The organism is Telmatocola sphagniphila (assembly GCF_018398935.1).
In the GTDB taxonomy this organism is placed as follows: Bacteria; Planctomycetota; Planctomycetia; order Gemmatales; family Gemmataceae; genus Telmatocola; species Telmatocola sphagniphila.
Genome location: NZ_CP074694.1, coordinates 3,762,857 through 3,777,664, shown reverse-complemented (window position 1 = coordinate 3,777,664; position 14,808 = coordinate 3,762,857). Strand labels below are relative to the sequence as shown.

Annotated in this window: 10 protein-coding genes; 3 read left to right on the top strand and 7 right to left on the bottom strand. The window is 54.1% G+C overall.

Going from position 1 to position 14,808, the window contains the following annotated elements; genetic code table 11:
* Positions 1-58 precede the first annotated feature (58 nt).
* The 7 genes from KIH39_RS14945 to KIH39_RS14915 form a co-directional block, all read right to left on the bottom strand.
* A complete protein-coding gene (locus KIH39_RS14945) occupies positions 59-3,289 on the bottom strand; it encodes a DUF4175 family protein (RefSeq protein WP_213494034.1) in 3,231 nt (1,076 codons plus the stop codon).
* Between the two features lie 130 nt (positions 3,290-3,419).
* Positions 3,420-5,300, bottom strand: coding sequence for a hypothetical protein (locus KIH39_RS14940; protein WP_213494033.1), 1,881 nt, complete (start codon positions 5,298-5,300; stop codon positions 3,420-3,422).
* Between the two features lie 27 nt (positions 5,301-5,327).
* A complete protein-coding gene (locus KIH39_RS14935) occupies positions 5,328-7,709 on the bottom strand; it encodes a hypothetical protein (protein ID WP_213494032.1) in 2,382 nt (793 codons plus the stop codon).
* Positions 7,706-9,904 (bottom strand): VWA domain-containing protein, encoded by a 2,199-nt coding sequence (locus tag KIH39_RS14930; RefSeq protein WP_213494031.1) that lies wholly within the window; start codon positions 9,902-9,904, stop codon positions 7,706-7,708. Before KIH39_RS14930 ends, KIH39_RS14935 begins: the two co-directional genes overlap by 4 nt.
* A 13-nt stretch (positions 9,905-9,917) precedes the next feature.
* On the bottom strand, positions 9,918-10,808 hold the full coding sequence (locus KIH39_RS14925; protein WP_213494030.1) for a DUF58 domain-containing protein: 891 nt from the start codon (positions 10,806-10,808) through the stop codon (positions 9,918-9,920).
* A gap of 44 nt (positions 10,809-10,852) precedes the next feature.
* Positions 10,853-11,284, bottom strand: a complete 432-nt coding sequence (locus tag KIH39_RS14920) for a GxxExxY protein (protein WP_213494029.1) — start codon at positions 11,282-11,284, stop codon at positions 10,853-10,855.
* A gap of 87 nt (positions 11,285-11,371) precedes the next feature.
* The gene (locus KIH39_RS14915) at positions 11,372-12,388 is read right to left on the bottom strand and encodes an AAA family ATPase (RefSeq protein WP_213494028.1); all 1,017 of its coding nucleotides are present in this window, start codon (positions 12,386-12,388) and stop codon (positions 11,372-11,374) included.
* A gap of 286 nt (positions 12,389-12,674) precedes the next feature.
* On the opposite strand from KIH39_RS14915, the gene KIH39_RS14910 reads away from it, so the two are divergent.
* The 3 genes from KIH39_RS14910 to KIH39_RS14900 are packed head-to-tail and all read left to right on the top strand — an operon-like array spanning position 12,675 to position 14,794.
* Complete coding sequence (locus KIH39_RS14910) at positions 12,675-13,613, top strand: SPFH domain-containing protein (protein WP_213494027.1); 939 nt, start codon at positions 12,675-12,677, stop codon at positions 13,611-13,613.
* Positions 13,614-13,673: 60 nt separating this feature from the next.
* On the top strand, positions 13,674-14,606 hold the full coding sequence (locus tag KIH39_RS14905; protein ID WP_213494026.1) for an alpha/beta hydrolase: 933 nt from the start codon (positions 13,674-13,676) through the stop codon (positions 14,604-14,606).
* 5 nt (positions 14,607-14,611) lie between these two features.
* Positions 14,612-14,794 (top strand): hypothetical protein, encoded by a 183-nt coding sequence (locus tag KIH39_RS14900; protein WP_246539310.1) that lies wholly within the window; start codon positions 14,612-14,614, stop codon positions 14,792-14,794.
* The last annotated feature ends 14 nt before the right edge of the window (positions 14,795-14,808 follow it).

Below are 14,808 nucleotides of genomic sequence, written 5' to 3'. Positions count from 1 at the left end.
TGAAAAGCCTCGGGAGTCGGACCGGGGAGGCCGTCTAACTCCCGAAGAGCATTAAAGATTAGGGCTTCTTCTCTTCTGCGGCCGGTTTTCCGCCGGATACGTTAATTGTATACTTGCGGATCAACTCGGCGTATTCGGGCGGGAACTGCTGCTTGATCTTTTGGAGGATCATTTCGCGCTGCTGGGCCGGCAGGTTGATAAAGGCACCTTCGCCATTGACATTCTTGAGCTGCGAAGCCTGGTTGGCCATTTTTCCATCGGGAGTGCGGTTGCCGTCTCCCTTGTTCTGGTTATCTTCCTTGGCTTGCTGATTCTTCTGGCCGGGTTGCTGACCGGGCTGTTGACCCGGTTGTTGACCCGGCTCCTGGCCGGGCTGTTGGCCCGGTTCCTGACCGTTCGCCTGCTCCTGCCCGGGTTGACCCGGTTGGCCGGGTTGTCCCGGTTCGCCCTTTTGTTGCTCGGCCAGAGCCATTGCCGCCATTAATTGCGTCATCGCCTCGCTCAGGGATTGCTGAGCCTGCTGCTGGGCCTGCGCGGCTTGAGCCGGCTGCGATTGCGACTGCTGTAAGGCTTGCTGAGCCTTTTGAAGTTGCTGTGCGGCGTTATTCAACTGCGGTTTCACTGCCGACGGAGCCGTCGCCTGAGCTTGCTGAAGGGCCGCTTGGGCCTGAGCGTTTGCTTCCGCGGCTTTTTGCAGGGATTCCGTCAGCTCTTTGATCTGCTTTTGAGCCTGACCTAACTCGGCGGGGTTCTTGGCTGCGCTGGGGTCCGGGATTCCAGAAGGTTTGGCATCGCCTTTATCTCCCGCGTCGCCTTTGTCTCCCTTGTCCCCTTTTTCGCCTTTATCTCCATCGGGCTTCTGACCTTTATCTCCTTTATCTCCATCGGGCTTCTGACCCTTATCGCCCGGATCTCCGGCGTCCGGTTTTTGACCTTTTTCCCCGGGCTCGCCTTTATCTCCCGCGTCGCCTTTGTCCGCGGCGTCCGGCTTTTGACCTTTCTCCCCCTTCATCGGCTCGGCCTTGGCCAAGGCGTCCATAGCCTGTTCCTGATTCTTGATCGCTTCGGGGAAGTCAGCTTTGGAGAGGGCTTCGGCTGCTTTTTGAGCGTCTTTCTGAGCCTCGGGCAGCTCCAGTTTCTCGGCCTTGTCCGCGATTTCCTTCTGCAGCTTTTCGAGATTGGCTCTCTGCTGTTCACCCAGTTGCTGCTGAGCTTTATTCGATTGCTGTTCGGCCTTTTCGGTCTGTTCCAGAGCCTTGGCCAGTTGTTGGGCCGCGTTCATCGGCTGGACCTGATTGGGCTGCAACTGCTGCTGGCTGGCGATGTCCTCCGCTTTCTTGGCATCGCGCTGTTGCTGCAGGGCCTGCTTGGCATCTTCGAGCTTCTGGGCCGAATCCTGGCTTTCCTGTGCGCCTTTTTCGAGCTGTTCTTTTTTCAAATCGTTCTTGGCCGATTCCATCTTTTCGCCGGCCTGATCCAGCTTTTCTTTGGCGTCGGGGGATACTTTCTCGACGTCCTTTTTCACCTGATCGGTTTGCTTCTGCAGATCTTCCTGCTTATTGGCCAGCGGCGTGCCTTCCTTGGGCTTGTTTTCGTCGGCGTTTTTCTGGGCGTCTTTCGATAGTTGCTTCTCATCCTTGGCGAGCTGATCCAGCTTCTCGATCGCTTTATCCAGCTTGGCGATGTCTTCCTTACGCTTCTCCAGTTCCTTCAGGGATTCCTCCAGGCCTTTTTTGGCTTGCTCGAGCTTATTGATGGCCTGTTCCTGGGGAGCCTTGGCCTGATCGCCCTTCTTATCATCCAGCTTCTTGGTGGCTTCCTTCATCGCCTGCTCGGCCTTCTTCAGGTTGTCCTGAACTTCCGGCTTGGTCGGTAGCGGCGTATTGGCGATTTCGTTGGCCTTGTCCTGAAGCTTCTTCTGCTCTTCGGCGATTTCCGGCAATTTCTTGGCGTCGTTCTTGTTGTCTTCGGTCTTCTTCTTGGTGTCCTTCTGCTCCTTGATGACCTTTTCCAGGTCCGCCAGCGTGGCTTTCACCGCCTCGGCCGGGTCGTTCTTCTTGGCCTCTTCCTTGGCGATCAGCTGGTCGATTTTTTCCTTCGCTTCGTCGATCTTTTTGATCGCATTATTTTCTTTGGCGACCGCTTCTTTATCGGGCTGATTGGGATTCTTCAGGTTTTCGCGGGCCTGCTTCATTTCTTCTTCGGCCTGACGAATCTTGTCGGCCACTTCGTTGAAGCTTTCTTTCTGCAACTGAGTGCGAACATCGCGTGCTTCGAATTCCAGCCGGGCCTGCTTGTTGGTCAGCTCCTGCTTTTCGTTCTCCTGAGCGACTTTCTCCCGCTTCCGGAATTCTTCCCGCTTCTCGGTATCAGTCTTCAACTGCTGTTCGGCGGTTTCGGTCTCTTCGAGTTTCCGCTTGGCTTCCTTCAGCATTTCCAGCTTGTTCTTAGGCGTCCGAAGAGCCAGAGCAAGATCGCGCATGATGCGGACCGATTCGATCTGCTCGCGGGAAGAGGAATCCACATCCTTTTCCCCCAGACGCTGCAGGGAGGTGATCAGGCAGTTCAAAAGCGTGACCGCCCGTTCGTTCACTTTCGCTTTGTCGTAACGCTCGGCCAACTCCCCCTTCAGGGTCGGTTTCAAATTTTTCAATTGATCGATCAGGACATCCACGTCCTTGGCGATATCCGACTGCCGTTCCACTTCGAAGCTAAACGGATTGGAGTTGTTGCCGGATCGGCGCATGTTGCCGAAGCGGACGCGGGGATCATCCGGATTGCCCTGGCTGCGGGGCAACTGGGCCGATAGCTGGACTTCCAGTTGTTCGCGGGAAAGCTTGTCGAAACGATCGGCCGCCTGATCGAGCGACTTGATCAGATCGAACTTGTTGAGTAATCCTTTGAGGTTGGAAACAATTTCCCGATGGCGGTCGTACGCGGCGGCCTGTTCCTGATTCAACTTGTCGTAGTTCTTGGCATGGGCTGCTTCTTCCAGGTGGGCCAGGACCGCCGTCATCTCATCCTTGCTCAGATGCGAGAGAGTCGTGGCCGTTTCCTGAAGCAATTTCTTCTCAGATTTGGCATCGATCTGGTTGTAGGCCATCACTCGCAGCATGGTGGAGATGCGGCGAGCGGTCTGAAGGGTTTCGTCCTTCAGATTTTTCTGGCTGGCGATCGAATCGTTGATCTGCTGTTTGGCATTTTCCGAGACTTGTGCGAAGAGTTTGTCAGCGCTGGCGCCGGTCAGAAGAGTGATACTGAGTGAAGCAACGCGCCAGTTGATAAGCATAACAGCTCCCAAACGATTCGGTGGACCCGATACGTGAATGGCCAATACATTAAGTATCAGCCGCGGTTAAAACCAACGCAAGTGATAAACGAGAACTCGTTCCGAAATCCCGACACAAATGAGAGTTTTCTCACTTGTCCTGACCGAAAACGCCTCGTTGACGTTTTTCCAGGTCGCGAAGTTTGCTCTCGCTTTGCAGGGTCGAAAAAACCCATTCCATGAATTTATCTTCGGTGACGATATCCTTGGCCCGCACTTCCGATTTTCCCGGTTCGCGATTGGCGGCCGGGTTGAGGTCAAAAACTTCGATGTACAGTTCGATCCGGTCGCCGATTTCCAGATCCACCAGCTTTCCATCCTTCTTCTTTTTCAGAGTCTTGGTCTGGAAAGTAAAAGAACCCACCCCTTCGAGCCGGGAGGGTTTCAAGTCGGGTTGAGCCGAGGGGATCGCGTGAAATTCCACCTGATCGCCTAATTTTTGCTTCTGGTAGGCCACCTTTTGAAAACTATGGCGTGCAAAATCCCAAGGGCCCGTATCCGATGACTGTTTGACTTCGTTTAAGGGCAAATAGTTCCATGGATCTTCGTTGATCCGATAAACAACCCGGGCCCGACTTAAACCCAATATGGAAGAACACTTGTAGTCGATACGCATCGGTTTGCCGAGCGGTAAGGGCATGCCATCGACTTCGGTATCGGCACTAATTACGTCTCCCAGACCGGCAAAACGCTCGGGAAGCAAATCGACCTGGGGCGGGCTATCGGGCAGTATGCGGATCGTCCGCTTGGGGAAAATACTGTTGCGGAATCCGAAAGTATCGGTCACTTCCAACTCATAAGCCGTGGCTTGCGGATCGACCTGAAAAACGCAGCGGGCGATGTTGGAATCCGGTCCTTCGATAATCAGGGGTATTGAGCGTAACCGGACTTCTTTCTTTTCTTCCTTGCCGCTGAGCAGATGTAACTGACCTTCCTTGATGGCTTTGGAAATTTCGATTTCGATGCGTACCTTCGATCCCCCCAAACAAACAATTTCTCCCTGTTGGGGCATATAGTTCTCGTAGGGAGTACCATCCGGTTTCAGTCCCACGTACTCGGGAACCTGAACCCAGGCATCGATGCGCGAAATCACGGGTCGGGGTTCGTAGCGAACCTGGCCAAAATCTTTGGATCGGCCACCGCGCAACCAGGCGCGGTGCGAAAAGTCCTGCGTACCAGGCGGGATTACCGACTGGAAAAAGAACTTGTCTCCTTCCTGGCGGGCAAATTTCAAAGGATAGTCATCTCCTCCCAGATTGCCTACTTTGACGCGAACTTCCCCTTCATTCTCCGGTTTCAAAGGCCCTTCCGCCTCATAGGTCAGAGTCACTTCTTCACCGGAGGGCCAGAGTTCGGCCGTGCGGTTCAGCAGTTGCACATCGTGAGGAATCTCTGTGTTGAGCAAAAACTGACGGCCCAGCAGAATTCCGCTGAGCTTGGTTCCCAGCAGGCCCACGAACAGGAAGATCAATAATGCGGGAACGAGAAACATACCAAAGGAATATTCGTATTTCTGTCCTTGAACCAGATTTGAGAGATCCTTCTTCGAAGTGATGCCCTCGGCTTCCTGCGTCAGATCGGCTATCAACTTTTCGGACATCCCGGCCCGATTGGCGGTCTTTTTCGTCAGCTGAATCGACGTGACGAGGCGATGGCCGTATTCGGGCAGTTCGGTTTCGATCCGGCGGGCAACCAGAACCTCTGCCGGAGGATTAAGAAAGGGCTTTAGAATCCATTTTCGGGCAAAGAAGAGCGCCAGGCCGATCTGAATCAGTATCAGCAGCCCCCTCAGAAACATCGGGGTATCCCGATACTTGTCGACGCGATAGTCAATGATCATGGCGACCAGCGCAGCGAGCACGATCACCGCCAGCCAGCGGACGATTCCCCAGACGACATTACGCAACCATTCCCGCTTCTGTAGCGAAGCGATGGCGGCGATCGACGATTTGGGTGGTACCAGCGTTAGCATAGGGTCATCGGTCCGTAGGTGCCGTTATCAACTCATATTGCTGTATTTGCGAAGGAGCCACTCCGCCGTGAAGAAGACCACGACCAGCCCCAGCAGCCAGCGATTCCAGAGAAGCACCTCGCGTCTCCGGTAGAAAGTCACCGATTGGTCCTGAATCTTGCCAGTCAAGGTATGCAAATCTTCTTCCCGGTAGAACGCGCCGCCACTGGAAGTGGCCAGTTCCCGTAAAGCGTCTTCGTTCATTCCGCCGGGGGCCATTTCGTGATCGGTTGGCAGGCTGACCCGGAAATCGAGGGTGGCCGGTTCAGCCAGCCCATCGGTGATCCGCAGTTGATACTTCCCGACTTTTTCGTTGGGCAGGGTCGTGATGTACTCTCCCGGTTGGTTGGGAACCGATTCCAGAATGATTTCCTGCGATTTCGGTTCGTTGGGGCCGGCGTCGAGCCTTTCAATCTTCGCCTTGATCTTTTCCGATGTCAGCGGGCGGTAGTCGGCATTGAAGAGCCGGGCAAACACCCGGGTCGGCTTGCCTACTTCCGTTTCCCCCTGTTCGAGTTGAATCTGCGCGGCCTTGGAACCCATCGAGTGGGGCAGGCCAACCTGATAAATCACCTGGCCCCAGAATCTCCCGAAGTATTTGTCTTCTTCGTTGAGACGCCAGCGCCAGCTTTCCTCGAAGCCGCAGAAAAGCACCAGCCCTTTACCGAAGTAATGTGCGGCCAGCAGCGGCATGGGGCGGTCTTCGTTGGGTAACTTCGCCTTGGGATGCTGCAGCAACGAGATCGCCCCCGGCTTCAGCTTGGTGATCGGATAATACCAGTACCAGCCGGGCAGAGATTTCCAGATGCGGGCATTCTCTTCCACCGTGTCGGCCAGCGCCAGCAGGCCGTTGCGTTCGCCAGTGTCCGATATTTTCGGTTGATATTCTTCGGGCGGGTTGGTTTCTTCGGCCGGGAAATTGATGGGTCGAAACTCCACAGGCAACACTTCCGACAATGGAGTTTTGTCGTAACTGGCCGGTGCGAACTTGCGGCCGGCAATCATAACCAGACCGCCGCCTTCGGAAACAAAATCCTTGATCCATTCCTGCTGTTCTTTGGTGAAGAAGCGTTCGTTCACATCGCCGATTATCAGCATGTCGTAGGCGAACAGTTCCTTACGGGTGGCCGGAAAATCTTTCAGGAAGGGCATACCCGCTTCCATCGCCTTCGGATCGCCTTCGACCAGCAGGAAGGTCGATTCCACGCGACGATCCCGGAGCAGGGCACGCTGAATAAATTTGAATTCCCAGCGCGGCGTCTGCTCGATGAACAGGAGCTTGATCTTGCGGTCAACGATCCGAACCGATTTTTTTACCAGATCCTTGAGCAGATCTTCCCGACCCACGACCGAGGCCGTGACAGTCATCTCCTGCTTGCCAGGACTCGTGTCTTTTTTCTCCGGCACCCAGTTCAGGTTGTCGAACTGATCTAAACCGGGTTTGATGCGCACGCGTTTACTGGCCACGATGCGATCATTCAGCCGAAGTGATAAATCGACTTCGCCGTCCCTGAGATCTTCGCAGCGCCAGCGAACCGGCACGGTGACCGTATCTTCCACAAACTGGGTTTCCGGAACCGACGCTTCTCGAATCTGGAGGAAGCCGTTGCCGGTAACGCCGACACCGTAGATATGCAGCGGCACACCGCGGCTTTTACATTCCGCGGCGAGGTCGCTCCAGCTGATGGTGCTGCTGTTATCCCGGCCATCGGACATCACCACAATGGCGGCTGGTAAGTCACTGTCATCCAGTTTGAGCAGATCGTGAATGACTTCGAGCAGCGAAGTCCGGTTTTCCGTACCATTGAGCACCTGAGGGAGAGCCTTGGTGTCATCTACATCGACGCCGCGAGAGCGCAGCCCTAACAGGTAACCCTGGAGGGGGCCTTTTTCCTCGAGTTCCTTGATGAGATTCAGTCGCGGATTGTTCAGCACGGCCTTCACCAGATCGAGCCGAGTTGGTTTGGGCTCGCTGAGTTCGCCGAAGCTGCCGGCCGAGTTCAAGGGAGTATTGGGTTTCACTTTATCGTAGGCGATGGCCACCCGGCTCTGATCGTTGGGATTCAGCCGCGTGTCCTTGGAGGTCATGCTGCCGGTGTTGTCCAAAAGCAGCCAGATGGGCTTCGATTTTTTCTCGCTGAACTCAGCGTTCAAAACCGGTTTAAGGATCAGAAACAGAATCAGGCTGAAGGTGAAAATCCGCAGAGCGATTAGCTGCCAGCGGCGGACCGGAGTGAGCTTGATCGCCTCGCGGTGATAAAACCAGATGGTTCCAGCCACCGCGAGTACAAACAAGATCATCGCCATCCAACGCGGAAAGCTGGATCGGAAGATCACGTCAGACAATAAGATCGAAGCGTTCAAATTCACCAGGACCTTCCACAAAACCAGGCCAGGAGAAATTCACCGAATGCCAGAAACAGCAGGGCGACTAACAGCGGGATGGTCCATTCCGATTCGCTTCGGGTCGCATTTATGCGATCGGCGATCTTGCCATCCACATTCACAAACTTGGGAGTGAAACCGAGCAATTTTTCAATCTCATCGAGCTTCATGGGTTCCAGATTATCCGTCTCACGCGGGTCGTAAGCTACCGCAAACACCGCCTCGACCCGGTTGTTCGGCCCATAAATCGTGTAGGTGCCGGGTAAATCAGTATCCGTATAGACGATTTTCGGCTTGGCCCCTTTGCGATCCACATTCGGCTCGAGCGCGTTCCCTAATCGCTCTCTTTTATTATCCGGCCTCAGCAAATCGTACGTGCGAATCTGTTCATCGGTGAAGAATTCCAACGGCTCGCCGCAGGTTCGGTTGAACGGGTTGACGCCTCGGTTGGCCAGGTGGGTGAGAGCCTTGATCATGAAGGGCAGGAAGGTCATTTCCTCCGGTGGCCGGCCGGGAGCCCAGGTCGACCAGGAGGAATCGAGACTGGTGGTGATCCAGAGGATTTCCCCGGCACCAATAGTTCGGGCCACTATGGCCGGGACATCGTCGCTGTAGCGGGCGAGAACCTGGCCTTGCACGCTGGCCGGATCAATATGGACGCGTTTGCGAATCAGGGCATTGCCAATCTGGTCGAAGGGAGGCTTCTGGAAAATTCCCACAAAGGAATTCTGCTCGAAGCTCGCGGGTGCAAACCGAAACGGCTCCGGCTTATTGTCTTTCATGGGTGTCTGATCAATCTCGGTGAACTTGCCCGGCAGCAGATCCAGACCCTGACCCGGACCGAAAGTGCTGGTATAAGCACTCGGCTCGACCTTGTCGCCGACGCCAATGATCAGCCCTTTACCTTCGTTGAGAAACGGTTTGAGAGCGGGTAGAAAACCATTCGAATAGAGCACGCCGCTGGCCGAGACGTTTGAAAGGATACAGACGTCAAAGAGATCCAGTATGCGAGGAGAAGCCTCTTCCGGTTTAACGATGCGAATCTGTAAGGCTCCCTTGGTACCTTCCTGTCCGGCGGCACTGAGCGCATGGCCTAGATAGTAGCTGGCACTCTTTTCCGGTTCGCGATCGTTCGGTGAGCCGTCGACAATAAGCACCCGCAATCGCTCTCGCACTTTGATGACGCGGTCCAGGCGGTTGTCGATATCCAGATCGTCGCTGAGGATTTTCGCGGTAACCGCTTTCCAACCCGGTTTGTCGAATTTGACAGAAGCGGTGACCGGTCGCATTTCGCCCGGGGCCAGCGATTCAATCGTCCGTTCTTCCCCCTCGGCCGCTTTGCCATCGACTTCCAGCCGCAACGACATTTTGGGAATGGCTGCGTATCCCGTATTGCGAACAGTGATCTGGAAGGGAATGCGAGCGCCGGCGTGCGGTATCCCGAACTGAGGAACGATATCCACGATGGCGGCATTGGAGATCGGCTTTTCGCCGACTTTCAGGAAGTAGAGATTCCCTTCCTGGGAAATCTGAGTCGAAAGCTGTTTGACCTGCTCCGACTGGTGTTCGAAGCCGAGCCGCTGCATGTCCGAAAGCAGAATCACTTCTTTGTTGTTGCCGTAAATCTGGCGAAGCAGCGATTGGGCTTCTTTGAGGCCGACAGCAAAGTCGGTCGCCTGACCGGTAGGCTCAATTCGCTTGATCAGTTCTTTCGCCTGATCGAGATTGGAAGGAGAGATCGGTCCAATGAATTTGGCTCGTTCGCCGCAGGTGATGACTCGCACCGTACTACCGGCGGGTAAAGCGTCGATCAGTTTGATCGCGGCTTCTTTCTCCATTTCGAAGCGAGTCTTGGTTCCCTCCCGAGCTTGCATGCTTCCCGAGACATCCAAAATTAGGATCTCATCGACCGATTCACTAGTGGCCATGCCCTGGGAAATGAGTCTTTGAGTCGGTCGAGCCAGTGCAATGGCGAGGAGAATCAAGACCAGAATGCGGAGAAAGAGCAGCAGGAGTTCCTGGAAACGCAACCGTCGGCTGGTCTGTTCCAGGGACAGTTTCAGAAAGCGCATCGCGGCCCAGGGCTGCGGCCGGTACCGAGCTTTGTAGAAAAAGTGCAGAATGATCGGCACGCTGGCCGCTACCGCACCCAAAAGCATCCATGGAGCCAAAAATGTCATGATTCGTTAGCCACTACTTCCTGCCCTGCTGTAACCGTCGGATCAAGTACTCCGCCAGCACATTTTTAACCGGTTTGGATGTATCGCACCGCACATAATCGACCCGATACATCTCGCAGTTTCGTTGAAGTTCTTCCAGATAGCTGCCAAAGACTCGCAGGTAGGCTTCGCGAATCAGGTGGGGACGCGTCTTGTATTCTTCAATTTCTTCCAGTCCTTCAAATTTCACATTCCCGGTGAAGGGGAAGCTGACTTCATCGGGATGGACGATGTGAAACAGCGTGACATCGTGGCCGAGAAAGCGCAGGTGTTTGAGCCCCTTCATGAACGGTTCGATGTCATCGAAGACGTCCGACATCAGGAATACCAGCCCGCGTCGGCGCAGCCGTTCGGCAATCTCTTCCAGGAGCGGGCCGGTACTCGATTTCTCCTGCGGCTTGGCACTTTCGAGGGTATGCAAAATGGCGTTCAAATGGTACATGTTGCTGCTGGGGGGCAGTTGAGCACGCCATTTGGAATCGAAAATATTCAGGCTGGCGCTGTCGCGTTGTTTGAGAATCAGATAGGCGATTGAAGCGGCCAGCAGTTTGCCGTATTCGAGCTTATTCTGTTCGCCTTCGCCGTAGAGCATCGACTTGGAGCCATCCAGCAAGATATGGCCGAGGAAGTTGGTTTCCTGTTCGTATTGCTTGATGGTGTAGCGTTCGCTGCGGCCGTAGCTTTTCCAGTCGATGTGACGGATATCGTCGCCGGGTACGTACTCGCGGTGCTGGACGAACTCGACGGAGAAGCCGCGATAGGGGGACTTGTGGTCGCCGACTCGAAGCCCCTCCACGATATTCCGTGCGGATAGGCCGAGCGCTTCCGCCCGGGCCAGTATGTCAGGTTGTAAAAGCTTTGGCATCAGTTGTTACTTTAACCACAGAGAACACAGAGAGCACTGAGGAGTTATTCACGAAACCAAGCAGGAGGAGAGTCTTCGGTACGCAACTTGGGTTCTCCGTACAATCGTCTTCGCAATCCGTTCTTGAGCAACTTTTCATTGAAGTTAATTAGTAAGCCCTTATGCAAATCCGCCAGCTTGAGGTAAGTGATCAGTTGCGCTTCGTGCACTGGTTGAAGTTTTTCAACCGATTTAATCTCTACGATTAATTCATTCGTAACCAGTAAATCGATCTCTAGATCATTACCTATCCAAGCACCTTTGTATTCTACCCCGATGGCGACTTTGGATCGATGCGGGATACCCCGCAACATTAATTCTCTGCACAAGGCTTTCTGGTAGAGAGATTCCAACAAACCCGGACCAAGCAGCTTATGTACTTCAATAGCAGCTCCAATCACGGCTTCCGTGATTGGATCATTTTCAATGGGCGACATATACCGGCTCTAACCCTTCCTACTCTCGAGAACCTCTCAGTGCTCTCGGTGTTCTCTGTGGTTAATCTAAATTACTTGGCTTATTGCCTAAGCCGCGAACGCTTTCGCCGCTTGCTTCACTAACTGCTTGATCACTTCCTCCGGCGTGACTCCTTCACTTTGGGCCGCGAAGTTCGGAATAATCCGGTGCCTTAAAATCGGAGTCGCCACGGCCACCACATCATCCCCCGCCACATGGTTGCTGCCGCGTAGAATGGCGTGGGCCTTGGCCGCCAGGATGAGGTTCATCGAGGCTCGCGGGCCAGCTCCCCAGGTGAGCCACTTATTCACAAAATCGGCCGCTTCCGGTGTGCCCGGTCGCGAAAGTCGCGTCAGACGCTTGGCGAACTGATAGACCAGATCGGACACGGGAACCCGTCGGACCACTTGTTGCAGCTTGATGATCTCGTCGGCATTCAAAACGGGAGTAATCCGTTCCTTCGTTTCCATGGTTCCCTGCCGCATGATCAACTCTTCCTCGGCATCGGTCGGATAATCGACTTTGATCAGGAACAAAAAGCGGTCGAGCTGGGCTTCGGGAAGTGGATAGGTCCCTTCCTGTTCGATCGGATTCTGAGTTGCCAGCACGAAGAACGGATTTCGCATCGGATGATCGATGCCGCCGATGGAAGCTTTGCGTTCCTGCATCGCCTCGAGCAGGGCCGCTTGAGTTTTGGGAGGAGTACGGTTGATTTCGTCCGCCAGCACAATATTGGCGAAGATTGGACCTGGAAGAAACTTGAACATGCGCTGTTTGGTGGCCGGGTCGTCCTGAATCACTTCGGTACCGGTGATGTCGGAAGGCATCAGGTCGGGAGTGAATTGAATGCGCTTGAAACTGAGGTCGAGGCATTGCGAGAGTGTGCTGACCATCAGGGTTTTAGCCAGCCCCGGTACCCCCATCAGGAGGGCGTGCGAACGACAGAAGATCGCCATCAGCAGCTGATCGACCACCTGTTCCTGTCCAACGATTACCTTGGACATTTCTTTTCGCAGCAGCTTGTGAGCATCCCGCAATTGAGTCAGAAGTTCTGTATCGGAGTCGGAAACCGTGACGTTCGACATGCGTATTCAGTTCCAAAAAGAGCAAGTAAGCCGGGGGGAGGGAGAGCCCGACGGGAAGGTCTTTCATCGTTGCTTCAAAAAAGTCTACCAGTACATGCACTCAGACTCAAGAAACTCTTTCCGAGAATTTCCCTCATCTTCACGACGAGCGCGGAAAGCGTTTTCGAACAGACGAAAGAAACAAAGTCACACTTTTTCAAATTCCCGGCCACAGTTTTCGAAATTCTCCTTGAGATGTGATATTAAAGTGATATCATATCGATATCTAACTATCGGAGGCTATGCCATGGTGGATCGTCCGCTACGTCTGCTGCCGGGTGTGGTGGGAATTCTTCTCTACATCCTGGTGATTCCCGGGATTTTTACGTCGTGGATTGTGTTGGGAGCTCAAACGGAGAAATGGCCCGTTTTTGTCCCGCTGGCAATCCTGACGGGGCTTGTCTGGCTATTAGTACCCTTCGGATTCGTAATTGTGAGTCCCAATGAGACGAAAGTCGTCCAATTGTTCGGCAGATACATGGGAACGATGACCGATGTGGGTTTGTTCTGGGGAAACCCGTTTTACTTCACGACTCGAGTTTCGCAGCGGATGGATACATTTGAAACCGGGCAGTTGTCGGTACCCGAACAGCGCGACAACATGGGAAAATTGATTACCCCGGCCTCTCAGAAACGTCAGCCGTCCAAGGTTAACGATCGAGAAGGCACTCCCATCGAGATTGCTGCGATTGTGGTCTGGAAGGTGGTTCGGCCCGCGGAGGCGGTGTTCGCGGTCAAGAATTACAAGGAATTCGTACAGTTGCAGAGCGAGGCCGCTTTGCGAAACCTGGCCAGTCGTTACTCCTATGATCCGCACGGCGATGAGCGGAGTTTACGCGGGCATACGCAGGAGATCGCCGAGGAGCTTAAGAGCGATCTGCACGACCGGTTAAATAATGCAGGCTTGGAGATTCTCGATGCGAGAATTAGTCACTTGGCGTATTCCGCGGAGATCGCCGCCGCGATGCTCCAGCGACAGCAGGCCACTGCGATAGTGGCCGCTCGCCAGATTATCGTGCATAACGCCGTGGGTATGGTGGAGATGGCGCTTGAGGAATTGCAGAAAAAGAATCTTGTAGATTTGGATGCGGAACGTCGGGCCGCCATGGTCAGTAATCTGCTGGTCGTTCTCTGCAGCCACAGTACCGTTCAGCCAGTGGTCAACACGGGTACTATCTACAGCTAATACTTTATTGAGCCGGTCGCTCTGGGTGACCGGCTCACTTCCTCTCTTCGGGAGCGATCGATGCGAGCGATTATGGTTTTGCTGCTTTTCGCGGGCTCGGCTTCGGCGTCTGATTCGATCAAATTGGAGATTCCTCAAGAAAAAGGCAAGTTGGTCGCCGCATTGGATCTCCCGGAAGGTTCGGGCCCCTTTCCCGTGGCGATCATTCATGCCGGTTCTGGGCCGACCGATAAGGACGGCAATTCCGGTAAGCTCCTGCAATCGAATTGTTACAAAATGCTGGGGCAGGAATTGGCCAAGCAGGGGATTGCTTCGGTTCGCATCGATAAGCGGGGTGTCGGGGAGAGCAGAGAGGCTCTAACGGTGGAACAACTCAAAACCTTCGGTGTCAATGGTTATGAGGAGGATGCGGTAGCCTGGATCAGGTTGTTGAGGAAGGATAAAAGATTTTCGAAAGTCTATTTTATTGGACATTCCGAGGGCTCACTCATTGGAGCCCGCGCTGTGCTTAAAGAAAAGGTCGATGGTTTCATTTCGCTTTGCGGACCCGGGAAGACGATGGGGGCGACTTTACGTGAGCAATTGAGGCCGAAGCTCAGCGAGGAAATGTACAAGAAGGCCGAGGTGGTCATCGTCAGCCTCGAAGCGGGAACGGAGACTGAGGATTTTCCCAAGGAGTTGGCGTCACTTTTTTATAAGGGGGTACAGCCTTATTTGATTTCCGAAATGAATATTAAGCCAGACGAGGATTTTGCCAAACTCACTTGTCCTTGTCTGATCATCAGCGGCAGTCGGGATATTCAGGTGCCCGAGGAGCATGGGCTCTTACTTCAGAAGGCCAATCCCAAAGCGAAAAGAGTGCACATTGAAAAAATGGCCCATGTACTCAAGTTGGTGAAGAACGAAGAATTATACATGAAGCCTTATACCGACCCGACCCTGCCGCTGGCAGAGGGGCTGGTTAGTGCGATCGTGAATTTCATTAAGGGATAAATCACTTGGCGCGTAAGTCCTTTCTACTGAGGATCGATCCCACCTTGCTGGAAGCGGTCCAGCGCTGGGCCGATGACGACTTGCGTAGCCTGAACGGTCAGATTGAGTTCCTACTGCGTAAGGTTCTCATTCAATCGGGCCGGAATAAAGAGACGCCGGAGAAAAAAGAGGGAAAGGAGGAAGAGTAAAGTTTTCTTTGCTG

Excerpts from the sequence above, each read along its gene's own strand:
- KIH39_RS14905 (WP_213494026.1), top strand. The coding sequence starts at position 13,674 with ATGCGAGCGATTATGGTTTTGCTGCTTTTCGCGGGCTCGGCTTCGGCG.
- KIH39_RS14920 (WP_213494029.1), bottom strand. The coding sequence starts at position 11,284 with ATGTCGCCCATTGAAAATGATCCAATCACGGAAGCCGTGATTGGAGCT.
- KIH39_RS14910 (WP_213494027.1), top strand. The coding sequence starts at position 12,675 with ATGGTGGATCGTCCGCTACGTCTGCTGCCGGGTGTGGTGGGAATTCTT.
- KIH39_RS14915 (WP_213494028.1), bottom strand. The coding sequence starts at position 12,388 with ATGTCGAACGTCACGGTTTCCGACTCCGATACAGAACTTCTGACTCAA.
- KIH39_RS14940 (WP_213494033.1), bottom strand. The coding sequence starts at position 5,300 with ATGCTAACGCTGGTACCACCCAAATCGTCGATCGCCGCCATCGCTTCG.
- KIH39_RS14930 (WP_213494031.1), bottom strand. The coding sequence starts at position 9,904 with ATGACATTTTTGGCTCCATGGATGCTTTTGGGTGCGGTAGCGGCCAGC.
- KIH39_RS14925 (WP_213494030.1), bottom strand. The coding sequence starts at position 10,808 with ATGCCAAAGCTTTTACAACCTGACATACTGGCCCGGGCGGAAGCGCTC.
- KIH39_RS14945 (WP_213494034.1), bottom strand. The coding sequence starts at position 3,289 with ATGCTTATCAACTGGCGCGTTGCTTCACTCAGTATCACTCTTCTGACC.